Here is a 23,044-nt window from a genome sequence, read left to right on the forward strand (position 1 = left end):
AGCACAATGTTATGAGTCGCAAACAACTGGCGCTGTTCGAACCATCTTTGGTCGCCCAGGCGCTAATGGACGCTGTAAAAAAATTAAGTCCTCACAGCCAGTGGCGCAATCCGGTGATGTTCATTGTCTGGATTGGCAGCCTGTTAACCACCGCGATTGCCGTTGCAATGGCAACAGGACTGATGGCAGGCAGCGCGCTGTTTACCGGGGCGATTAGCCTCTGGTTATGGGTCACCGTACTGTTCGCCAACTTTGCCGAAGCGCTCGCTGAAGGGCGCAGTAAAGCGCAGGCCAACAGTCTCAAAGGGGTGAAAAAAACCGCCTTCGCTCGCAAGCTGCGTGAACCGAAGTACGGGGCGAAGATGGATCAGGTCCCGGCTGATGCGCTGCGCAAAGGCGATATTGTACTGGTGGAAGCGGGCGATATTATTCCCTGCGATGGCGAGGTCATAGAAGGCGGTGCGTCGGTGGATGAAAGCGCCATTACCGGCGAGTCTGCGCCGGTCATTCGCGAATCCGGCGGCGATTTTGCCTCCGTGACCGGCGGGACGCGCATTCTCTCCGACTGGCTGGTGATCGAATGTAGCGTGAACCCCGGTGAAACCTTCCTTGACCGGATGATCGCTATGGTCGAAGGCGCACAGCGTCGCAAAACGCCCAATGAAATCGCCCTGACCATCCTGCTGATTGCCCTGACGATCGTCTTCTTACTGGCAACCGCCACGCTGTGGCCGTTTTCCGCCTGGGGCGGCCATGCGGTCAGCGTGACGGTTCTGGTCGCCCTGCTGGTGTGTCTGATCCCAACGACAATCGGCGGACTGCTCTCCGCCATTGGTGTCGCGGGGATGAGCCGAATGCTGGGCGCGAACGTGATCGCCACCAGCGGACGCGCGGTGGAAGCCGCCGGCGATGTGGACGTACTGCTGCTGGACAAAACCGGCACCATTACGCTCGGCAACCGCCAGGCTTCTGATTTCCTGCCCGCGCAAGGCGTGGATGAAAAAACGCTCGCCGATGCCGCACAACTCTCTTCGTTAGCCGATGAAACGCCGGAAGGCCGCAGCATTGTGATCCTCACCAAGCAGCGTTTTAATCTGCGCGAACGCGACGTGCAGTCGCTACATGCCACCTTTGTGCCCTTTACCGCCCAGAGTCGCATGAGCGGTATTAACATCGACAACCGGATGATCCGCAAAGGTTCTGTGGACGCCATTCGCCGTCACGTTGAAGCCAATGGCGGTCAGTTTCCGGCTGATGTCGACCAGAAGGTCGACAGCGTCGCCCGCCTTGGCGCCACGCCATTGGTGGTGGTCGAAGGGGCTCGCGTACTGGGGGTTATCGCACTCAAAGACATCGTCAAAGGTGGGATAAAAGAGCGCTTTGCTCAGCTCCGTAAAATGGGCATTAAAACAGTGATGATCACCGGCGATAACCGCCTGACGGCCGCGGCTATCGCTGCGGAAGCGGGGGTGGATGATTTCCTCGCTGAAGCGACACCGGAAGCGAAGCTGGCGTTAATCCGCCAGTATCAGGCAGAAGGCCGCCTCGTGGCGATGACCGGCGATGGCACTAACGATGCCCCGGCGCTGGCCCAGGCCGATGTCGCGGTGGCGATGAACTCCGGCACCCAGGCCGCGAAAGAAGCCGGAAATATGGTGGATCTCGATTCGAACCCCACCAAGCTCATTGAAGTGGTACATATTGGCAAACAGATGCTAATGACGCGCGGCTCGCTGACCACCTTCAGTATCGCCAACGACGTGGCGAAGTATTTCGCCATTATTCCTGCCGCCTTCGCCGCGACCTATCCGCAGTTGAATGCGCTGAACATTATGCGTCTGCACTCGCCAGACTCCGCCATTTTGAGCGCCGTAATCTTTAACGCCCTGATAATCGTCTTTCTGATCCCACTGGCGTTGAAAGGGGTGAGTTACAAACCGCTGTCTGCGTCCGCCATGCTGCGCCGTAATTTGTGGATCTACGGTCTGGGTGGTCTGGTTGTGCCGTTTATCGGCATCAAAGTGATTGATTTACTGCTGACCCTGCTGGGTCTGGTGTGAGGTGTCCGATGAGTGGTTTACGCCCTCTGTTCCCGACAATGATTTTCCTGATGCTGCTGACCGGCGGCGTCTATCCGTTGCTGACCACTGCGCTTGGGCAAGGATTATTTCCTGAACAGGCCAATGGTTCACTCATTAAAGACGATGGCGGTGTACGCGGTTCTGCGCTGATCGGGCAGAACTTCACCGCCGCAGGCTATTTCCAGGGACGACCGTCTGCCACCGCTGAAATGCCCTATAATCCCATGGCGTCCGGCGGCAGTAACCTTGCCGCCAGTAACCCGGAGCTGGATAAACAGTTGCAAAGCCGGATCGCCGCGCTGCGTGAGGCTAACCCACAGGCCAGCCGCCGTGTTCCCGTTGAACTGGTGACCGCCTCTGCGAGCGGTCTGGATAATAACCTGACGCCCGCCGCGGTCGTCTGGCAGATCCCGCGCGTCGCACAGGCTCGCCACCTCCCCATTGAACAGGTGACGCAACTGGTTGCAGAATACACGCAGAAACCGCTGGTGAGTTTTATCGGCCAGCCGGTGGTGAATATTGTGGAACTCAATTTGGCGCTGGACAGGCTCTGATGATTGATGATGACGTATTACGTCCCGACCCCGATCGCCTGCTGGAGCAGACCGTCGCACCGCATCGGGGAAAACTGAAAATTTTCTTCGGCGCCTGTGCAGGCGTCGGGAAAACCTGGTCGATGCTCGCCGAAGCGCAGCGGCTGCGCGCGCAGGGACTGGATATTCTCATTGGCGTGGTGGAGACCCATGGACGCAAAGAAACCGCCGCCTTGCTGGACGGACTCAGCATCCTGCCGCTTAAAAGACAGGCACGCCACGGGCGTCACATCAGCGAGTTTGATCTCGACGCGGCCCTCGCCCGCCGTCCGGCCCTGATTTTGATGGATGAACTGGCGCACAGTAATGCGCCAGGCTCACGCCATCCCAAGCGCTGGCAGGATATCGAAGAGTTGCTCGACGCCGGTATTGATGTATTTACCACAGTCAACGTGCAACACCTCGAAAGCCTGAACGATGTCGTGAGCGGCGTGACAGGCATTCAGGTGCGCGAAACCGTGCCGGATCCCTTTTTTGACGCCGCCGACGAGGTGGTACTGGTCGATCTGCCGCCTGACGATCTGCGACAGCGCCTGAAAGAAGGCAAGGTGTATATTGCCGGCCAGGCCGAACGCGCGATTGAACACTTCTTTCGCAAAGGCAATCTGATAGCACTGCGCGAAATGGCTCTGCGGCGTACCGCCGACCGGGTGGACGATCAGATGCGCGCGTGGCGGTGCCGCCCAGGGGAAGAGAAAGTCTGGCATACCCGTGACGCGATTCTGCTCTGTATCGGTCACAATACTGGCAGTGAAAAGCTGGTGCGTACCGCCGCCCGCCTGGCCTCCCGGCTGGGCAGCGTCTGGCACGCTGTCTATGTGGAAACCCCGGCGCTGCATCGTCTTCCTGAAAAACAACGGCGCGACATCCTGCGAGCCTTGCAACTGGCACAGGAGTTAGGCGCAGAAACCGCCACCCTTTCCGATCCCAAAGAAGACAAAGCGGTAGTGCGTTATGCCCGCGAGCATAATCTGGGCAAAATTGTGCTGGGGCGTGCGACAACACGACGCTGGTGGCACCGCACCTCGTTTGCCGACCGCCTGGCGAAACGGGCGCCAGAACTGGATTTGATGGTCGTCGCCCTGGATGAACCACCCGTCCGGGCGCTGACGTCTTTGCCCGATACCCGCGCGTTTAAGGACAAATGGCGTGTGCAAATCCAGGGCTGTCTGGTGGCTATCGCTCTCTGCGCCCTCACGACATTTATTGCCAGTCAATGGCTGGCCGCCTTTGATGCCGCGAACCTGGTGATGTTGTATCTGCTCGGTGTGGTAGTGATCGCCCTCGTCTATGGCCGCTGGCCCTCGGTGTTTTCCACCGTTATTAGCGTGATCAGTTTCGACCTGTTTTTCATCGCGCCGCGCGGGACGCTCGCCGTCTCGGATGTGCAGTATTTGCTCACCTTTGGCGTCATGCTGACGGTGGGGCTGGTGGTCGGGAACCTGACGGCGGGCGTGCGTTACCAGGCCCGCGTTGCGCGCTATCGGGAACAGCGTACCCGTCACCTCTATGAAATGTCGAAAGCGCTGGCAATGGGTCGCAGTGAAAAAGATATTGCCACCACCAGCGAGCAATTTATTGCGTCCACCTTTCATGCCCGCAGCCAGATTCTGTTGCCTGGCGAGGATGGCAAACTGGTTGCGCTCACCCACCAGCAGGGGCTCACGCCCTGGGATGATGCTATTGCCCGCTGGAGTTTTGATAAAGGTCTACCGGCAGGAGCCGGCACCGATACCCTCCCCGGCGTGCCGTACCAAATCCTGCCATTACGCAGTGCGGACAAGACGCATGGTCTGGTGGTTGTCGAACCTGGAAATCTGCGCCAGTTGATGATTCCCGAACAACAGCGACTGCTGGAAACCTTCACGCTGCTGGTGGCGAACGCCCTTGAACGTCTGACGTTAACGGCCAGTGAAGAGCAGGCGCGTCTGGCTGGCGAACGGGAAAGCCTGCGTAATGACCTGCTCGCCGCGCTCTCTCACGATCTGCGCACCCCGTTGACCGTGCTGTTTGGTCAGGCGGAAATCCTCACCCTCGATCTCGCCAGCGAAGGGTCGGCACACGCAAAACAGGCCAGCGAAATCCGCCAGCATGTGCTGAACACTACCCGTCTGGTGAATAATCTGCTGGATATGGCGCGTATTCAGTCTGGCGGTTTTAATCTCAAAAAAGAGTGGCTGACGCTGGAAGAAGTGGTCGGCAGCGCGCTGAAAATGCTGGAGCCCGGTTTATTGCATCCGGTCAATCTTTCCCTGCCCGCGCCGCTGACGCTGATCCATGTTGATGGCCCGTTGTTCGAGCGAGTGCTGATTAATCTGCTGGAAAACGCCATTAAGTACGCCGGTCCACAGGCAGAGATCGGTATTGAGGCCCACCTTGAAGGCGAGCATTTGCAGCTTGACGTCTGGGATAACGGACCGGGTATTCCGCCGGGTCAGGAACAGCGTGTTTTCGACAAATTCGCCCGAGGAAACAAAGAGTCCGCAGTGCCAGGCGTCGGACTGGGACTGGCGATTTGCCGGGCGATCGTTGAAGTCCATGGCGGAACCATTGCCGTCTATAATCGTCCTCAGGGCGGTGCCTGTTTTCGTGTTACACTGCGACAAGACGCCCCTCCAGAACTTGAAGATTTTCATGAGGATATGTGACAAACGTTCTGATTGTTGAAGATGAACAGGCCATTCGCCGTTTTCTGCGCACCGCGCTGGAAAGCGATGGCCTGCGCGTGTACGAAGCCGAAACGCTGCAGCGCGGGTTGCTGGAGGCGGCAACCCGCAAGCCCGATCTGATTATTCTCGACCTCGGTCTTCCGGATGGCGACGGCATTGATTTTATTCGCGACCTGCGACAGTGGAGTGCCATCCCGGTGATTGTGCTCTCCGCCCGCAGCGAAGAGAGCGACAAAATCGCCGCGCTTGACGCGGGTGCAGACGACTATCTCAGCAAACCGTTTGGCATTGGCGAACTTCAGGCGCGCTTACGCGTGGCCCTTCGCCGTCACTCCACCACGCCTTCCTGCGAACCGGTTGTGCGCTTTTCCGATGTGGTGGTCGATCTTGCCGCCCACCTGATTCATCGTGGGGACATGGAAATCCATTTAACGCCCATCGAGTTTCGCCTGCTCGCGGTGTTACTCAATAACGCCGGAAAAGTCCTCACGCAACGCCAGTTGCTGAATCAGGTCTGGGGACCGAACGCCGTTGAGCACAGCCACTATTTGCGTATTTATATGGGTCACCTTAGACAGAAACTGGAGCACGATCCTGCTCGCCCCCGCCACTTCATTACCGAAACCGGAATTGGCTATCGCTTTATGCCATGAATGGTTATTCATTTATTTTAAATAAAACACAAATATTAAATTAATAATTTTTCGCGCCGGGATTTATATATTTACTGGCGCAAGAAAAATCTTATTAAAATATAAAAATACATATTTATAACATGTCAACAACAATGCGATATCTTATCGCACGATATGCATAAATCACGATTAAATATTTTAGAAACGATCGTTTAATATTGATCTTCTTCACAGAACAACGCCATTTCCTGGATAAAATATCTTCACCTTCCACTCATTCAGTAAAGGTAAGCAAAATGGAAAATAATAGCCGTACAATGCCCCATATAAGGCGGACAACACATATTATGATGTTTGCCCACCGTAACAGTTTCGACTTTCATTTCTTTAATGCCCGTTAGTCTTTCGACTAAGGGCACTCCAGCATACAGGTCTTCCTGACTCGCTGTATCACAGGCTATCGCCTGTATCTCTCAGTGCTCACACTGCATAACCCTGTTTTTCCCTGTGACCGGACTGGTTAGGGTTAATTGCATCTTTGAAAAAGCATTTTACTGATTATTTCATCAGTGGCTACATATTGCTTTTTTTCCGGAGCTATCAGTTTCTCATTCGAGAAATTGAGGACCTGCTATTACCTGAAATAAAGAGATGAAAAATGTCTGAATTAAAAATTGCCGTGAGTCGTTCTTGCCCGGATTGTTTTTCTACACAGCGCACGATTGTGAACGTGGATGAAAGTCATTTCATTGACGTGGCAGCCGTGGTGTTGTCTGTCAATGATATTGAACGTGGGAAACTCGATGAAATTGACGCGACCGGCTACGGTATTCCTGTCTTTATCGCCACGGAAGATGAAGAGCGCGTACCGGCTGAGTACCTGCCGCGTATCTCGGGCGTTTTTGAATGTCACGAAGCCCGTACCGCCTTCTATGGACGTCAATTAGAAACCGCCGCAAGCCATTACGAAACGCAGCTTCGTCCCCCCTTCTTCCGCGCACTGGTGGACTATGTAAATCAGGGCAACAGCGCCTTTGACTGTCCTGGGCATCAGGGCGGTGAATTTTTCAGTCGTCACCCGGCAGGTAACCAGTTTGTGGAGTATTTTGGTGAAACACTCTTCCGCTCTGACCTGTGCAATGCCGACGTGGCAATGGGTGACTTGCTGATCCATGAAGGCGCGCCGTGCATCGCCCAACAACACGCCGCAAAAGTGTTCAATGCGGATAAGACCTACTTTGTGCTGAACGGAACCTCTTCGTCAAACAAAGTGGTGCTCAACGCGCTGCTGACCCCCGGCGATCTGGTGCTTTTCGACCGCAATAACCATAAATCGAACCACCATGGCGCTTTATTGCAGGCAGGCGCAACGCCGGTATATCTGGAAACAGCGCGTAACCCGTACGGCTTTATCGGCGGGATCGATGCCCACTGCTTTGAAGAAAGTTACCTGCGTGAACTGATAGGCGAAGTGGCGCCACAGCGTTCTCGCGATGCGCGTCCGTTCCGTCTTGCCGTTATCCAGTTAGGCACCTACGACGGCACCATTTATAACGCGCGCCAGGTGGTGGATAAGATTGGCCATTTGTGTGACTACATCCTGTTCGACTCCGCCTGGGTGGGCTACGAACAGTTTATCCCGATGATGGCGGATTGCTCTCCGTTACTACTGGAGTTGAACGAGAACGATCCGGGGATTCTGGTCACCCAGTCTGTTCACAAGCAGCAGGCGGGTTTCTCTCAGACCTCGCAAATTCACAAAAAAGACAGCCATATTAAAGGCCAGTCACGCTATGTGCCGCATAAACGTATGAACAACGCGTTCATGATGCACGCCTCCACCAGTCCGTTCTATCCCCTGTTTGCGGCGCTGGACGTTAACGCCAAAATGCATGAAGGCGTCAGCGGTCGGAATATGTGGATGGATTGCGTCGCAAATGGGATTGATGCCCGCAAGCTAATCCTTGAAAACTGCCATCATATCCGCCCGTTCGTGCCTGAACTGGTTGACGGTAAACCGTGGCACACCTACCCGACGGCGGAAATCGCCAATGATTTGCGCTTCTTCCACTTTGTCCCTGGTGAACACTGGCATGCGTTTGAAGGCTACGCAGAGCACCAGTATTTTGTTGACCCGTGCAAATTGTTGCTTACCACCCCAGGCATAAACGCACGTAACGGCGAATACGACACCTTTGGCGTTCCGGCGACCATTCTCGCTAACTTCCTGCGTGAAAACGGTGTGGTTCCGGAAAAATGCGATCTCAACTCAATCCTGTTCCTGCTGACCCCGGCGGAAGACATGGCAAAACTGCAACAACTCGTCGCCCTGCTGGTGCGCTTCGAGAAGCTGCTGGAGTCCGATGCGCCGCTGGCTGACGTCCTGCCGTCTCTCTACAAACAGCACGAAGCGCGTTATGCCGGTTATACCCTGCGTCAACTGTGCCAGGAAATGCACGACCTGTATGCGCGTCACAACGTGAAGCAGTTGCAGAAAGAGATGTTCCGCAAATCACATTTCCCACGCGTGAGTATGAATCCGCAGGCAGCCAACTACGCCTATCTGCGCGGCGAAGTGGATCTGGTGCCTCTGCCGGAGGCCGAAGGCCGCATTGCGGCAGAAGGCGCGCTCCCTTACCCGCCAGGCGTACTGTGCGTGGTTCCGGGCGAAGTCTGGGGTGGCGCGGTACTGCGTTACTTCAGCGCGCTGGAAGAAGGGATCAACCTGCTCCCCGGTTTCGCACCGGAGCTTCAGGGCGTATACATCCAGGAAAATGACGGTCGCAAACAGGTCTGGTGCTACGTGATCAAAGCGCGTGACGCCGAGAACTGTCTGTTAAAAGGAGACGCATTATGAGTAAAGCTAAATCCAACAAGATGGGCGTGGTACAGCTCACCATCCTGACCATGGTCAATATGATGGGCTCCGGGATTATCATGCTGCCGACGAAACTGGCGGAAGTCGGTACCATCTCGATTATCTCCTGGCTGGTCACTGCGGTCGGTTCAATGGCGCTGGCCTGGGCATTCGCCAAGTGTGGAATGTTCAGCCGTAAATCAGGCGGTATGGGCGGCTACGCGGAGTATGCATTCGGCAAGTCCGGCAACTTTATGGCGAACTACACCTACGGGGTGTCGCTGTTGATTGCCAACGTCGCCATTGCGATTTCCGCGGTGGGCTACGGCACGGAGCTTTTCGGTGTCGCCCTCTCGCCGGTGCAAATCGGGCTTGCCACCATTGGCGTACTGTGGATCTGTACGGTGGCTAACTTTGGCGGCGCGCGCATCACCGGGCAGATCAGCAGTATCACCGTCTGGGGGGTTATTATTCCGGTTGTCGGTCTGTGCATCATCGGCTGGTTCTGGTTTAGCCCAACCCTGTATGCCAACTCCTGGAACCCGCATCACGTACCGTTCTTTACTGCGGTTGGTTCATCTATCGCCATGACGCTGTGGGCATTCCTCGGTCTGGAATCCGCCTGTGCTAACGCAGATGTGGTGGATAACCCTGAAAAGAACGTCCCGATTGCGGTACTGGGCGGAACGCTGGGTGCGGCGGTAATCTATATCGTCTCCACCAACGTCATCGCCGGGATCGTGCCGAACATGGATCTGGCGAATTCCACCGCACCATTTGGTCTGGCGTTCGCCCAGATGTTTACTCCGGAAGTGGGTAAAGTGATCATGGCGCTGATGGTCATGTCCTGCTGCGGTTCGCTGCTGGGCTGGCAGTTCACCATCGCACAGGTGTTTAAGTCATCGGCTGATGAAGGGTATTTCCCGAAAGTATTCTCTCGCGTGACCAAAGTCGATGCGCCGGTTCAGGGCATGCTGGCCATTGTGATCATCCAGAGTGGCTTGTCGCTGATGACCATTAGCCCGTCGTTAAACAGTCAGTTTAACGTGCTGGTCAACCTGGCCGTGGTAACGAACATTATCCCGTATATTCTGTCGATGGCTGCGCTGGTTATCATTCAGAGAATGGCGAATGTCCCGTCCGCGAAAGCAAAACCCGCAAACTTCGTGGCGTTCGTGGGGGCGATGTACAGCTTCTATGCGCTCTACTCGTCAGGTGAGGAAGCCATGCTGTACGGCTCGATTGTGACCTTCCTGGGCTGGACATTGTACGGTCTGGTATCACCGCGCTTTGAGTTGAAGAATAAGCACGGTTAATGTCCCTTACCGGACTGCAAGTCATTGCAGTCCGGTTTTCTTCAACCTCAGTCTTAAGACAATAATCATGAGCAATCCAGAACGAATAGTCAGCAATCCTGATGAAATCCATACAATTATCGCTAAATACCAGGTTTGCCGGGTGGCGCTAAACGATGAGAGCAGCCCATATATTGTACCGGTCAATTTTGGCTATGAGTATCAGAGCGGACGCTGGACAATCTGGTTCCACGGCGCGCGTAGCGGGAAAAAGATGCGGCTGTTACGGAGAAACCCGGCTGTCAGTATAGAAATGGATGGCGACCATCGTTTGATGGAGGCCGAAGATGCCTGCGATTACAGCTACGCTTATACCAGCATCTTTGCCTGCGGGAAGGCATCTATAGTTCAGGAACGAAAAGAGATGGAATATGGGCTTAACCGGATTATGCGTCAGGCGACGCCAGGAAAAGATTTCATATATCGCGAAGAAATGATGAAAGCGGTCTGTGTGGTTCGTATCGATTGCCAGACATTAACCTGTCGGCGGCATACCGGGATGTAAAAAAGGAGCCTTTCGGCTCCCTTTTTATATTCAATGAAATCAGGCGTTCTTCAACACTTCGCTGACAATTTCGACCGCTTCTTTTTCGATCTGCTTACGATGTTCTTCACCAAGGAAGCTCTCACAGTAGATCTTATAGGCGTCTTCTGTACCGGACGGACGCGCCGCGAACCAGCCGTTATCGGTCATCACTTTCAGGCCGCCAATTGACGCACCGTTACCCGGTGCTGCCGTCAGACGCGCGGTGATCGGGTCACCGGCCAGCGTGCTGGCGCTAACCATTTCCGGAGACAGTTTAGACAGCGCCGCTTTCTGTGCGGATGTTGCGCCAGCCTGCAGACGGTTGTAGCTCGGCGCGCCAAAACGGGCCGCCAGCTCGTTGTAGTGCTCCTGCGGATTTTTCCCGGTCACAGCGGTAATTTCCGCCGCCAGCAGGCACATGATGATCCCGTCTTTATCGGTAGACCACGGCGTACCGTCGAAACGCAGGAAGGACGCACCCGCGCTCTCTTCACCGCCAAAGCCGAAACTACCGTCGAACAGACCATCAACAAACCATTTAAAGCCCACCGGGACTTCGACCAGTTTACGCCCCAGATCGTTAACCACCCGGTCAATCATTGCCGAAGAGACCAGCGTTTTACCGACAGCCACCTCTTTGCCCCACTGCGGACGATGCTGGAACAGATAGTTGATTGCTACCGCCAGGTAGTGGTTCGGATTCATCAGTCCCGCCGGGGTGACGATACCGTGACGGTCATAATCCGGATCGTTGGCAAACGCCAGATCGAACTTATCGCGCAGCGCCAGCAAACCGGCCATGGCACACTCAGAAGAGCAGTCCATACGGATCGCGCCATCTTTATCGAGATGCATAAAGCGGAAAGTCTGATCAACCTGATCGTTGACGATGGTCAGGTTCAGTTTGTAGTGCTCAGCGATGCGCTTCCAGTACTCGATACCGGAGCCGCCCAGCGGATCGACACCCAGCGTCAGACCGGCTTTCTGAATCGCCGCCATATCGACGATTTCCGCCAGCCCTTCAACGAACGGCTGCACCAGATCCAGCTCTTTAACGTGGCCGGACGCCAGCGCCGCATCCAGAGAAATCCGTTTAACCCCTTTCAGGCCGTCTGCTAACAGCGCGTTCGCGCGATCTTCCACCACTTTCGTGACGTTGGTATCTGCCGGACCACCGTTTGGCGGGTTGTATTTGATACCACCATCTTCAGGCGGGTTATGCGACGGCGTAATTACAATACCGTCAGCCAGCGGGCCGCCTTTTTTGTTGTGGACCAGAATCGCATGTGATACTGCGGGCGTTGGGGTAAAACCGTTGTTCTCCTGAACAATCACGTCGACGCCGTTCGCTGCGAGCACTTCCAGTACGGAGATAAACGCCGGTTCAGACAACGCGTGGGTATCTTTGCCCACATAGCACGGACCGGTAATGCCGTTTTTTGCACGTTCTTCCGCGATAGCTTGCGCAATCGCCAGGATATGTGGCTCGTTGAAACTGTGGCGACCTGCACTGCCGCGGTGTCCGGAAGTGCCGAACTTCACCGCGTGTTCCGCATTTCCTTTTGCGGGCTTCAGTACGTAATATTGTGCCGTCAGTTGGGCGACGTTAATCAAATCACTTTGTTGCGCAGGTTGACCTGCACGGTTGTGGATTGCCATTGCCTGGTCCTTTTATGCAAGGATTAAATTGTTCCGCAAACCTTTTCAATCAATTCCGCCGGGAATTGCATTGACTGCATGATGTGTTCAACCATGCTGCATTTACGGCCGGTGTTGGTGTTGGTGATCACCCAATAAGGCGTGCCGGGCACGTGTTTTGGTTTGGTCTGATTACCATTTTTCAGCAGCGTCTGTTCATCTGCCGCAAAATAGACGCGTGTACGACCGTGCAACGATTCCGTTGCGTCGGCAAACGCGTGTTGATCCAGTGAATAAAGTGTAGACAGCACCAGCATAAAGCGGTTAACCGCTTTCTTCTGCTCCGCGTATTCGTCGGAGAGAAGCAGCTCACGCATCGCGCGCACTTTATCTTTCACAGGATTGACGGGCTTCGTCTGCGCAACCTCAGGCTGCGCGGCGCGAACCTCTTTTGCCGCCGGAGCGGCAGGCTGTGATGCGGCGGAAAACTTTAACATGCGCCGTAAAATTTCGGATGCGCTCTCGCCAATATGCTTCGTGTGGCTGGCAATATAGCTGTAGAGTTCATCATCAACTTCAATCGTTTTCATCTTTATCCAGTGCGGTGTTTTATCTGATCTGAATACAAATCGTTGGGATTATAGAAGCAAATCCCAACAGCGAATAGCGTCAAACCTGGCTGAACGAAAAACTCGGAGTAAACCGTAGAGGTTGCAGCCCAGTGGCAGAATGGTCAACATAATACCCTAACCCGACAGAGCGAAAAAAAGAACTTTGCCATGAAATTGAATATCCGAGCGCAATCTGCACAAAACCTGAACAATAATTCTCCCATCGTCCTCGTTCACGGCTTATTTGGCAGTCTGGACAATCTTGGCGTCCTCGCGCGCGACCTGGTAAGTGATCATGACATTATCCAGGTCGATATGCGTAACCACGGTTTGTCCCCACGCGACCCGGTCATGAACTACCCGGCGATGGCGCAGGATTTACTGGACACGCTGGATGCACAACAGATTGATAACGCGACGTTTGTCGGCCATTCGATGGGCGGTAAAGCAGTCATGGCGCTGAGCGCGCTGGCTCCGGATCGCATCAACGGTTTAGTGGCTATTGATATTGCGCCGGTGGATTATCACGTCCGCCGCCACGACGAAATTTTCGCCGCCATTAATGCCGTCACGGCATCGAAAGCGCAAACTCGCCAGCAGGCAGCCGTCGTTATGCGTGAGCATCTCAACGAAGAAGGCGTGATTCAGTTTTTGTTGAAATCGTTCGTGGACGGAGAGTGGCGTTTCAACGTGCCGGTGCTGTGGGAACAATATCCGCACATCGTCGGCTGGGAGCCCCTTCCTGCCTGGGATCACCCGGCGCTGTTTATCCCCGGCGGTAACTCGCCTTATGTCACCGAAGCCTGTCGCGCTGATTTACTGGCCCAGTTCCCCCAGGCGCGGGCACATGTGATTGCCGGTGCCGGTCACTGGGTGCATGCTGAAAAACCGGAAGCGGTACTGCGTGCCATCCGCCGCTATCTCAATGAGATGGCTGGCTGATTAAAAACTCAGCGTCCGTGCGCGAATACGCGCGTGAACGTTGGCGCGCCTCATTCGCTGATGTATGATGGCGCGCTATCCATCCGGGCAGAGGCCTGGCTGATTGTTTCCTCGAAGTCACCAAAATCATGGCCAAAGAACAAACGGACCGTACGACACTAGATCTGTTCGCGCACGAGCGTCGCCCGGGACGACCGAAAACGAATCCGCTTTCGCGCGATGAACAACTGCGCATTAACAAGCGTAATCAGCTAAAACGCGACAAGGTTCGTGGTCTTAAACGTGTCGAGCTTAAACTCAACGCGGATGCCGTTGATGCGCTCAACGAGCTGGCGGAATCCCGTGAAATGAGCCGCAGTGAGCTCATCGAAGAGATGCTGATGACCCAACTGGCAACATTGCGCGGCCAGAATCCCGTCTGAAATCATCTGATTATCCACTTTCATGTAGCATGGAGTGCACTCGGGTGCCTTTGCTATTTCCGCATACCTGACTGTTCTGCTATGATTGCCCTTATCTGTGGGCAATTCGCCACCACCATTTCAATAAGTTTCAAGAGGTTACTTTACTCATGGCAATCACTGGCATTTTTTTCGGCAGCGACACCGGGAACACCGAAAATATCGCAAAAATGATTCAAAAACAGCTTGGTAAAGACGTTGCCGATGTGCATGACATTGCGAAAAGCAGCAAAGAAGATCTTGAAGGCTATGACATACTGCTGCTCGGTATCCCAACCTGGTACTATGGTGAAGCGCAGTGTGACTGGGATGATTTTTTCCCGACTCTCGAAGAGATTGATTTTAATGGCAAACTCGTAGCACTGTTTGGCTGCGGCGACCAGGAAGATTACGCGGAATACTTCTGTGACGCGTTAGGTACCATCCGCGATATCATTGAACCGCGCGGCGCGACCATCGTGGGCCACTGGCCAACCGCAGGCTACCATTTTGAAGCCTCTAAAGGCCTGGCGGACGACGATCATTTCGTTGGTCTGGCCATCGACGAAGATCGCCAGCCGGAACTGACCGCTGAGCGCGTAGAAAAATGGGTGAAGCAGATTTCCGACGAACTGCACCTCGACGACATCATCAACGCCTGATGTGATGCGGCGCGGACTATGTTTGCGCCGCATCAATAGACAATACCAATCAAAATAATTGCTACAAATTTGTAACTTTCCAGCCCATCCCTGTACAATATGCAGGAGTTTTTAGGTGGTGCTCTCATTTCCAGGCAATACCGTTTATTTATTAACATTTGCCAGAGGCTTGCAGTTTTCATTTAAGTACGGCAGCCCTATAATGAAACGCATTCTCTTGGGTGCCATTTCTGTCACTTCTTGTATGAAGTGAATCGTTTAGCAACAGGACAGATTCCGCATGACTGACAACAATACCGCATTAAAGAAGGCTGGCCTGAAAGTAACGCTTCCTCGTTTAAAGATTCTGGAAGTTCTTCAGGGACCGGAAAACCATCACGTCAGTGCGGAAGATTTATATAAACGGCTGATCGACATGGGTGAAGAGATAGGTTTAGCGACCGTGTACCGCGTGCTGAACCAGTTTGATGACGCCGGTATCGTCACCCGCCACAATTTTGAAGGCGGTAAATCCGTTTTTGAGCTGACCCAGCAGCATCATCACGATCACTTGATTTGCCTCGATTGCGGCAAAGTGATCGAATTCAGTGATGATTCTATCGAAGCGCGCCAGCGTGAAATCGCGGCGAAGCATGGTATTCGTTTGACGAACCATAGCCTCTATCTCTACGGCCACTGCGCTGAAGGCGATTGTCGCGAAGACGAACACGCGCACGACGCGAAATAATTGACGTCATTCTGAAAAGCCAGCCTGTCGGTTGGCTTTTTTTATGCCTGCCATTCCCTGCACTCTTTTCTTTCCTCTGGCGTCATGTTGCTTTAATGTAAAATCTCCTTTGCCCTGTCCCCGGAGAATCGAAATGGAACTTCGTCAGTTGCGTTACTTTGTTCGTATAGTGGAAACCGGCAGCATGGGCAGCGCCGCGCTCGATCTCGATATCGGCGTCTCAGCGCTGAGTCAGCAGATGACGCGACTGGAAAACGAACTCGCCATTCGTCTGCTGCAACGAACGTCTCGCGGCGTAACGCCAACTAACGCCGGTCTCGCTTTCTACTCCCAGGCGCAACTGGCGCTGCGTCACGCTGACGATGCTGTCCTTGCCGCCCGTGAGGCCCGGCTGTCCGGACACGTCAGCGTTGGCATGGCTCCCAGCACCGCTTCCGTCCTCGGGATCCCCTTTATTAACGCCATGCGGGAACACTACCATGATGTACGCTTACATGTGGTGGAAAGCCTCTCGGGTAATCTGGAACGGATGATCAATACCCGGCAAATTGATCTGGCGGTGGTGTTTCAGAAAGAGAAAATCCTGCGCTGGAGCGCCAGACCCATCCTCGAAGAACGGCTCTTTCTGATTGGCACACATGACCTGCTGGCGGATATAACCGACGACGCCATCACGCCAGCACAACTGTCCAGTATCCCCCTGATCATGCCAAGCCAGGGCCACGGGCTGCGTGGCAGACTGGACGTTATCTGCCAGGAACATGGACTGAATATTGACATCGTCACTGAGATTGACGGGCTTGCGCTACTGATGCGCGCCGTTCGCGGCGGTCTGGGCGCCACGCTGCAACCCGGCGCCGCCATTTCACATCTGGAGAGTGAGGCGTTAAGAGTGATCGGCGTTCACAATCCGATACTCAGTCGCCCCAATTTTCTGGTCAGCTTGTCTGACGATGAACTCACCCCGGCGGGCCTTGCCGCCCGCGTCATCCTTACTAAAGTCATGCGTGAACTGGTGGAAACCGGCTGTTGGCCGGGCGCCACTCTTTACTCTCACTAAACAGGTCTTTAGCGTCTCGCCATAGCGCCAGGACAACCCGCGCGTATACATTTCAATTACAAATTTAACAAATAGTTAAATGGTAAGGGAGTATACATGCTTGATGTACTGGTGATTGGCGGCGGCAATGCCGCACTATGTGCCGCCTTAACCGCCCGCGAGGCAGGCGCTTCCGTGCTGCTGTTGGAGGCTGCGCCCCGGGAATGGCGCGGCGGTAACTCTCAGCACACGCGCAATTTACGCTGTATGCACGATGCCCCCCAGGATGTGCTGGTCGAGAGCTATCCCGAAGAGGAATTCTGGCAGGATCTCTGGCGTGTGACCGAGGGAAATACCGATGAAGCACTGGCACGCCTGGTGATCCGTACCTCTTCGCAATGCCGGGACTGGATGCGTCGGCACGGCGTAAACTTTCAGCCTCCGCTCTCGGGCGCGCTGCACGTGGCGCGGACCAACGCTTTTTTTATGGGCGGCGGCAAAGCCCTCGTGAATGCCTATTACCGTAGCGCAGAAAAACTGGGCGTACAGATTCGCTATAACACGCCAGTGCAGGCCCTTGAATTGCAAAATGGCGAGTTTGTCGCGGCGCTGGCGGGTAACGAACGTATTGAAGCCAGAACCTGCGTGCTCGCCGCCGGCGGGTTTGAATCCAACCGCGAATGGCTGCGCGAAGCCTGGGGAGAAAACGCACGTGGAGAATGGCCTGCCGATAATTTTCTCATTCGTGGCACCCGCTTTAATCAGGGCGTCTTGCTTAAATTCATGATCGAGGCCGGGGCTGACATCATCGGCGATCCTTCTCAGTCGCACTGCGTCGCCATTGATGCCCGCGCCCCGCTGTATGACGGTGGCATCTGCACCCGTGTGGATTGCGTCTCTCTCGGCGTGGTGGTCAACCGGGACGCGGAACGCTTTTATGATGAAGGTGAAGATTTCTGGCCCAAGCGCTATGCCATCTGGGGGCGTCTGGTCGCCCACCAGCCGGGCCAGATTGGCTATTCCATTATCGACAGCAAAGCTATCGGTCACTTTATGCCCCCCGTTTTTCCGGGCGCGCAAGCCAACACGCTGGGCGAACTGGCCCGCCAGTTGGGGCTGGATCCCGGACGTTTTACCGAAACCGTGGAGCGCTACAACCAGGCCTGTCAGCCAGGTCAGTTTGATCACACCACGCTGGACAACTGTTCTACGCAGGGCCTGACGCCGCCGAAAACCCACTGGGCACGCCCCATCGATACGCCCCCCTATTACGGCTACGCCCTGCGCCCGGGGATAACCTTTACCTATCTGGGGCTGAAAGTAAATGAACACGCCGCCGTCCATTTTGGCGGCAACCCCAGCCGCAATCTGTTTGTCGCCGGAGAGATGATGGCAGGCAACGTGCTGGGCAAGGGATATACCGCCGGTGTCGGCATGTCCATCGGCACCACGTTTGGTCGGATCGCCGGTAAAGAAGCCGCGCAGGCAGCAGGTAAGGAGGCGCGTCATGAAGCAGCTTGAAAAATTGATTATCGAGGCAAAAATTCTTACTGAACCGGAGGCCGAAGTTGAACGGGTGATGCAGGTTTGCAACGCCTGTCGTTATTGCGAAGGGTTTTGTGCGGTGTTCCCGGCGATGACGCATCGACTGGAGTTCGGCAAAGCCGACATTAACTATCTGGCGAACCTGTGTCACAACTGTGGTGCCTGCCTGCATGCCTGCCAGTATGCCCCACCGCATGAATTTGCTATCAATGTCCCGAAAGCGATGGCGGAAGTGCGTCTGGAAAGCTATCAGCACTACGCCCTGCCCGCAGCGTTTGGCGCGCTGTATCGCCGGGCGGGTATCACCGTCGCGCTGGCGCTGGTTTTCGGTCTGATCCTCTTTTTACTCCTCGCAATGGGGTTGAAAGGATCACTGCTCCACCCGCCGCTGGCCGGTGATTTCTACCAAATCGTCCCCCACAACCTGCTGGCATGGATGTTTGGCTCAGTTTTCATTCTGGCAATGGGGTTACTGATGGCGGGCGTGGTTCGCTTCTGGCGAGAGATATCTCCCGTCAACCCGCATCCGGCTGAAATTGCCGAAGCCTCACACAGTGCGCTGACGCTGAAATACCTCGACGGGGGACATGGCAAAGGCTGCAACGAAGCTGATGACGCTTTCACGCTGATGCGCCGTCGCTTCCATCACTTCACCTTCTACGGCTTTATGCTCTGCTTCGCCGCCACGGTGGTGGCGACGGGCTATCACTATTTCGCCGGATGGGAAGCGCCTTACCCGTTCTTCAGCGTGCCGGTCATGCTGGGCACGCTCGGCGGAATCGGTTTAGTCATTGGCCCGGCGGGCTTGCTGTGGTTGAACCTTAAACGCTCGCCGCTGCATGGCGACGCACGACAGAAACCGATGGATCGCGGCTTTATTTTGCTGCTGCTCCTGACCAGCCTGACCGGTTTAGGCCTGCTGGCAGGAAGAGATACCTCGTGGATGGGAGTCCTGCTTGCCATCCATCTTGGCGTAGTCATGGCGCTTTTTTTGACTATTCCATACGGAAAATTCGCCCACGGTTTTTACCGCTGCGCATCGTTACTCAAATGGGCGATTGAGAAGCGACGTGGAAAACAGGCGGGGGTCGCAGGCGACTGACCCGCTACATCTTACCTCTATAAATATTATGATAAGACAGTGGAGCAACCTCAATGACACAACAACCCTCACGCGTTGGCACGTTTGGCGCAATACTGCGTGTAACCAGCGGTAATTTTCTCGAACAGTTCGACTTTTTTCTGTTTGGCTTCTACGCAACCTATATCGCAAAGACGTTTTTTCCCGCCGAAAGTGAGTTTGCCGCGCTCATGCTCACCTTCGCCGTTTTTGGTTCGGGTTTTTTAATGCGTCCCATCGGAGCAGTAGTGCTGGGAGCTTATATCGACAGGATTGGTCGGCGAAAAGGACTGATGGTCACGCTGGCGATTATGGGCTGCGGCACGTTGCTGATAGCCCTTGTTCCCGGTTATCAGACAATCGGTGTACTCGCCCCTGTGCTGGTGCTGCTGGGACGATTGCTTCAGGGCTTCTCTGCGGGCGTCGAACTGGGTGGCGTGTCAGTTTATCTGTCTGAGATCGCCACACCTGGCAACAAAGGTTTTTACACCAGTTGGCAGTCTGCCAGCCAGCAGGTGGCGATTGTCTTCGCCGCGCTGATTGGTTACACCCTGAATGCGACGCTCGGGCACGATGAAATCTCAGAATGGGGCTGGCGGATCCCGTTTTTTATCGGCTGTATGATTATTCCGCTGATTTTTGTTCTTCGTCGTACGTTGCAGGAAACCGAAGCCTTTTTGCAACGTAAGCACCGCCCGGACACCCGGGAAATTTTTGCCACCATCGCCAAAAACTGGCGCATCATTACTGCGGGCACCCTGCTGGTGGCAATGACCACGACGACGTTTTACTTTATTACCGTCTATACCCCGACTTACGGAAGAGCCGTGCTGAATCTGAGCGCGCGTGACAGCCTGGTAGTCACTATGCTGGTGGGAATTTCTAACTTTATCTGGCTGCCGATTGGCGGCGCGATTTCTGACCGCATCGGGCGTCGGCCGGTGCTGATGGGCATTACTGTGCTGGCGCTGCTCACAACCTGGCCGGTGATGAACTGGCTTACCGCCGCGCCGGATTTCGCCCGCATGACGCTGGTGCTCCTTTGGTTCTCGTTCTTTTTTGGGATGTATAACGGCGCGATGGTTGCCGCACTCACCGAAGTGATGCCCGTTTATGTTCGTACCGTGGGTTTTTCGCTGGCCTTCAGTCTCGCCACCGCAATTTTTGGCGGCCTGACGCCAGCCATCTCCACTGCGCTGGTCCAGTGGACCGGAGATAAAAGTTCGCCGGGATGGTGGCTCATGTGCGCCGCACTATGCGGACTTGCCGCCACGGCAATGTTGTTTGTACGTCTCAGCCGCGGCTATCAGCCCACAGAGAGTAAGGTCTGAATGCAAACAGGCGGAGAAATCTCTCCGCCTGTTTTCTGTCTGAAATGTCGGTTATTTGGCCGTATTATTACGGCTAATTTCCCGCCAAATCTTGTCGCAATCAGCGCTCACAGCCTGGCCATTACCGCTGTGTACCGCCTGAATACATTGCTGGTAATCCAGAACTCTTACGCTCTCCTGATTGGCAAACTGTTGATGCTGTTTCTCTTTTTTCAACACATTCAGCACACTCTGACAGGCTTCGATTTTTTCAGGTGAACCCTCAGCGGTATTGATACAGGCGCTATACGCCTCTTTCAAGCGGCTGTCTTCTTGCGGTGCGGATGATGGAGCACAGGCAACCAGTCCCGAAGCCATTATGACGATGAGTATCAGTTTTTTCATAGTGCGGTCCTCAACGATGCGGCAGGCTTATCGCCTGCCGATGTTGGCATTAGAAAATAGTAAACGGTGCAATTACGATGAACTTCACGTCACGCTCATCCTGGAAGATGTTGCCGTAACCGCCGCCCCAGCTCGGAATGTTGGAGTGGTTGTCATACTCGGTGAAGTGCAGTTTAAACATGGTGCCTTTGGCACGACCTTCCTGCAGGGTGTAGATGGCGTCCAGACTGTATGAGGACTCTTCGATGGTACGGTTTTTGTCGTAGTACGCATCCGGGTTGCTCTGCCAGGTTGCCGGCTTCGCGTCCCAGGCATATACATAGGAAGCGCCCACAGCCCAGCCAGGCAAATCCCAGTTCTTCAGATCGTACATCGCGCCAAAGAAGACCGCTTTTTCGCCGTTGGCGTTGAAGTCTGAACGGTTATCCCACCAGATATCCAGACGACCGTTGGATGACGCATAGGTCGGCGTCATACGTTGCAGGAAGTACCCCTGCTGACCGTCAGCTTTAACCCAGGTCCCTTCCAGACGCAGATCAACCACTTCCGCCACCTTGTAGCCGAAGGTTAATGCCTGTAACCAGGCAGTACCGTCATAGATGTCGTTCACGCTGCGATCATCAACCTTGTCGCGCGCACCGTAGAACTGGTAGCTGGTGGTGAATGGGTTACCAGCCAGATCAAATTTGTAGCTGGCCTTGGCGAAGTACTGATCGACATACCCTTCGGACTGCCCAAATGCGGCTTCCAGCACCAGATCATTTTTGAAATCGTATTTTGCGCCAACAGAGTGGAGATAATCGACTTTGGTCTTTTTGTCGGCCTGATAGAATTTATCGACGTCAGTATGCCACGGCGCTTTGTACTCATTCGTCCACATGTAGGAGAAGCTCAGCGCACCCGCATCGCCGTAGTCAAAATTCGCCCCCGCTTCGGCCCCCTGATAGGTGCCAGGCATAAAGCTCCAGTGTGGTGCCAGCAGCGTTTGACCGGTGGGCTGGATATAACCCGCACGCGCCCAGGCCGGACCATATTTGAATTTCGCAGCCGCTTTATACAGGCTTATGCCACTCTTATCACCGGAATAGTCTTCGTCATAACCTTTATTCTTTTTCGAGAAGGCAATTTCGTTAGGGTGGCCACTGTCGCCATTTTCCGCCATTTCTATCGCGGTGAATGCCGCAATATCAAGACCGAACATATCAGCCGCATAGCCGGACTGGAAATCCAGATTGGCGTTCCAGGTTGAATGAGAAAGGTTGGTTTTATATTTGTCGCCGTCGGTCACATCTTTACGGTCACGCTCGCGCTGCCAGTAATAGATGCCGCCGGTTAATGTGGAATCATCAATAAAGCCTTCGGCATGCGCCTGCGGAACAACGACCAGACCCGACATTGCTGTGATACCGGCGATAGCCAGCGCCAGCGCACTACGTTTGCCACTAAACGTACGCATAGTTAATCCTCTTTGACGTATAAATTGCTGTTGCCAAAAGCAAAACAGCGAAAAAATAAAAATGAAAAAGTAGCGTTGAGAAAAACCTCGCTGACTACAGTGAATAGACTATTTTTCGCGACGCGAATTATCAATATCTTTCTGTAACGAGAATGTAAGAGTATGAGCAACCGCACATATTTCATCGCTTTCTGTTACATTTCATTCATCGCTCAAAAAACGCCCTAAGAATAAAAAATTTCGTTGTTTTCCAGAAAGATGAAATCGGTTTCATCTCATGACTCATTCTACAAATCAATTCCTTGCAAATTAACATTTGTGAAATTATTAATTTCTAAGACAGAAATTAATTCGTAACGCAAAGTGACATCGGTCAGCGGCAAAAGCGGTAAAAAAACGCCGCAGGACGCGGCGTTTGGAAGGGGTATTCAGA

General features: G+C 54.3%; 20 protein-coding genes. 16 read left to right on the forward strand and 4 right to left on the reverse strand.

The features are described 5' to 3' along the window. Positions 1-11 precede the first annotated feature (11 nt). The 8 genes from kdpB (at position 12) to WB371_RS04565 (ending at position 10,695) form a co-directional block, all read left to right on the forward strand. A complete protein-coding gene (kdpB, locus tag WB371_RS04530) occupies positions 12-2,060 on the forward strand; it encodes a potassium-transporting ATPase subunit KdpB (protein WP_336218916.1) in 2,049 nt (682 codons plus the stop codon). A gap of 8 nt (positions 2,061-2,068) precedes the next feature. After that, a complete protein-coding gene (kdpC, locus tag WB371_RS04535; protein WP_336218917.1) occupies positions 2,069-2,635 on the forward strand; it encodes a potassium-transporting ATPase subunit KdpC in 567 nt (188 codons plus the stop codon). Further along, complete coding sequence (gene kdpD, locus WB371_RS04540; protein ID WP_420704028.1) at positions 2,635-5,322, forward strand: two-component system sensor histidine kinase KdpD; 2,688 nt, start codon at positions 2,635-2,637, stop codon at positions 5,320-5,322. Before kdpC ends, kdpD begins: the two co-directional genes overlap by 1 nt. After that, positions 5,319-5,996, forward strand: a complete 678-nt coding sequence (gene kdpE, locus WB371_RS04545; protein WP_336218918.1) for a two-component system response regulator KdpE — start codon at positions 5,319-5,321, stop codon at positions 5,994-5,996. Before kdpD ends, kdpE begins: the two co-directional genes overlap by 4 nt. A gap of 278 nt (positions 5,997-6,274) precedes the next feature. Continuing rightward, the gene (speFL, locus tag WB371_RS04550) at positions 6,275-6,379 is read left to right on the forward strand and encodes a leader peptide SpeFL (RefSeq protein WP_114149115.1); all 105 of its coding nucleotides are present in this window, start codon (positions 6,275-6,277) and stop codon (positions 6,377-6,379) included. Positions 6,380-6,636: 257 nt separating this feature from the next. Next, complete coding sequence (gene speF / locus WB371_RS04555; protein ID WP_336218919.1) at positions 6,637-8,835, forward strand: ornithine decarboxylase SpeF; 2,199 nt, start codon at positions 6,637-6,639, stop codon at positions 8,833-8,835. Continuing rightward, entirely contained in the window at positions 8,832-10,151 is a 1,320-nt protein-coding gene (potE, locus tag WB371_RS04560) for a putrescine-ornithine antiporter (RefSeq protein ID WP_336218920.1), read from the forward strand. Before speF ends, potE begins: the two co-directional genes overlap by 4 nt. A 67-nt stretch (positions 10,152-10,218) precedes the next feature. Next, a complete protein-coding gene (locus tag WB371_RS04565) occupies positions 10,219-10,695 on the forward strand; it encodes a pyridoxamine 5'-phosphate oxidase family protein (protein WP_336218921.1) in 477 nt (158 codons plus the stop codon). 39 nt (positions 10,696-10,734) lie between these two features. On the opposite strand, the gene pgm is transcribed toward WB371_RS04565, so the two are convergent. Both pgm and seqA read right to left on the reverse strand, forming a co-directional pair. Then, positions 10,735-12,375 carry a phosphoglucomutase (alpha-D-glucose-1,6-bisphosphate-dependent) gene (gene pgm / locus WB371_RS04570; protein ID WP_336218922.1) on the reverse strand — a complete coding sequence of 547 codons (1,641 nt, stop codon included), beginning with the start codon at positions 12,373-12,375 and terminating at the stop codon, positions 10,735-10,737. A gap of 23 nt (positions 12,376-12,398) precedes the next feature. Then, complete coding sequence (gene seqA / locus WB371_RS04575; protein WP_336218923.1) at positions 12,399-12,944, reverse strand: replication initiation negative regulator SeqA; 546 nt, start codon at positions 12,942-12,944, stop codon at positions 12,399-12,401. A gap of 189 nt (positions 12,945-13,133) precedes the next feature. On the opposite strand from seqA, the gene ybfF reads away from it, so the two are divergent. From ybfF to WB371_RS04615, 8 genes are all read left to right on the forward strand, one after another. Further along, positions 13,134-13,907 (forward strand): esterase, encoded by a 774-nt coding sequence (gene ybfF, locus WB371_RS04580; RefSeq protein WP_336218924.1) that lies wholly within the window; start codon positions 13,134-13,136, stop codon positions 13,905-13,907. A gap of 128 nt (positions 13,908-14,035) precedes the next feature. Then, positions 14,036-14,329 carry a LexA regulated protein gene (ybfE, locus tag WB371_RS04585; RefSeq protein WP_336218925.1) on the forward strand — a complete coding sequence of 98 codons (294 nt, stop codon included), beginning with the start codon at positions 14,036-14,038 and terminating at the stop codon, positions 14,327-14,329. Positions 14,330-14,478: 149 nt separating this feature from the next. After that, a complete protein-coding gene (fldA, locus tag WB371_RS04590; RefSeq protein ID WP_012905020.1) occupies positions 14,479-15,009 on the forward strand; it encodes a flavodoxin FldA in 531 nt (176 codons plus the stop codon). Positions 15,010-15,289: 280 nt separating this feature from the next. Next, positions 15,290-15,736, forward strand: coding sequence for a ferric iron uptake transcriptional regulator (gene fur / locus WB371_RS04595; protein WP_042320669.1), 447 nt, complete (start codon positions 15,290-15,292; stop codon positions 15,734-15,736). Between the two features lie 133 nt (positions 15,737-15,869). Further along, entirely contained in the window at positions 15,870-16,796 is a 927-nt protein-coding gene (tcuR, locus tag WB371_RS04600; RefSeq protein WP_336218926.1) for a tricarballylate utilization LysR family transcriptional regulator TcuR, read from the forward strand. A 96-nt stretch (positions 16,797-16,892) separates the two neighbouring features. Then, on the forward strand, positions 16,893-18,296 hold the full coding sequence (gene tcuA / locus WB371_RS04605; RefSeq protein ID WP_336218927.1) for an FAD-dependent tricarballylate dehydrogenase TcuA: 1,404 nt from the start codon (positions 16,893-16,895) through the stop codon (positions 18,294-18,296). After that, positions 18,283-19,422 carry a tricarballylate utilization 4Fe-4S protein TcuB gene (gene tcuB, locus WB371_RS04610; protein ID WP_336218928.1) on the forward strand — a complete coding sequence of 380 codons (1,140 nt, stop codon included), beginning with the start codon at positions 18,283-18,285 and terminating at the stop codon, positions 19,420-19,422. The genes tcuA and tcuB overlap by 14 nt, the downstream gene beginning before the upstream one ends. 53 nt (positions 19,423-19,475) lie before the next feature. Further along, positions 19,476-20,771, forward strand: a complete 1,296-nt coding sequence (locus tag WB371_RS04615) for an MFS transporter (protein WP_336218929.1) — start codon at positions 19,476-19,478, stop codon at positions 20,769-20,771. A gap of 51 nt (positions 20,772-20,822) precedes the next feature. Here WB371_RS04615 and chiQ read toward each other — a convergent pair whose 3' ends face one another. Both chiQ and chiP read right to left on the reverse strand, forming a co-directional pair. Next, complete coding sequence (gene chiQ, locus WB371_RS04620) at positions 20,823-21,155, reverse strand: ChiQ/YbfN family lipoprotein (protein ID WP_336218930.1); 333 nt, start codon at positions 21,153-21,155, stop codon at positions 20,823-20,825. A 49-nt stretch (positions 21,156-21,204) separates the two neighbouring features. Next, on the reverse strand, positions 21,205-22,611 hold the full coding sequence (gene chiP, locus WB371_RS04625) for a chitoporin ChiP (protein WP_336218931.1): 1,407 nt from the start codon (positions 22,609-22,611) through the stop codon (positions 21,205-21,207). Between the last annotated feature and the right edge of the window lie 433 nt (positions 22,612-23,044).

It is taken from the genome of Citrobacter amalonaticus, from assembly GCF_037053465.1.
GTDB lineage: Bacteria > Pseudomonadota > Gammaproteobacteria > Enterobacterales > Enterobacteriaceae > Citrobacter_A > Citrobacter_A amalonaticus_H.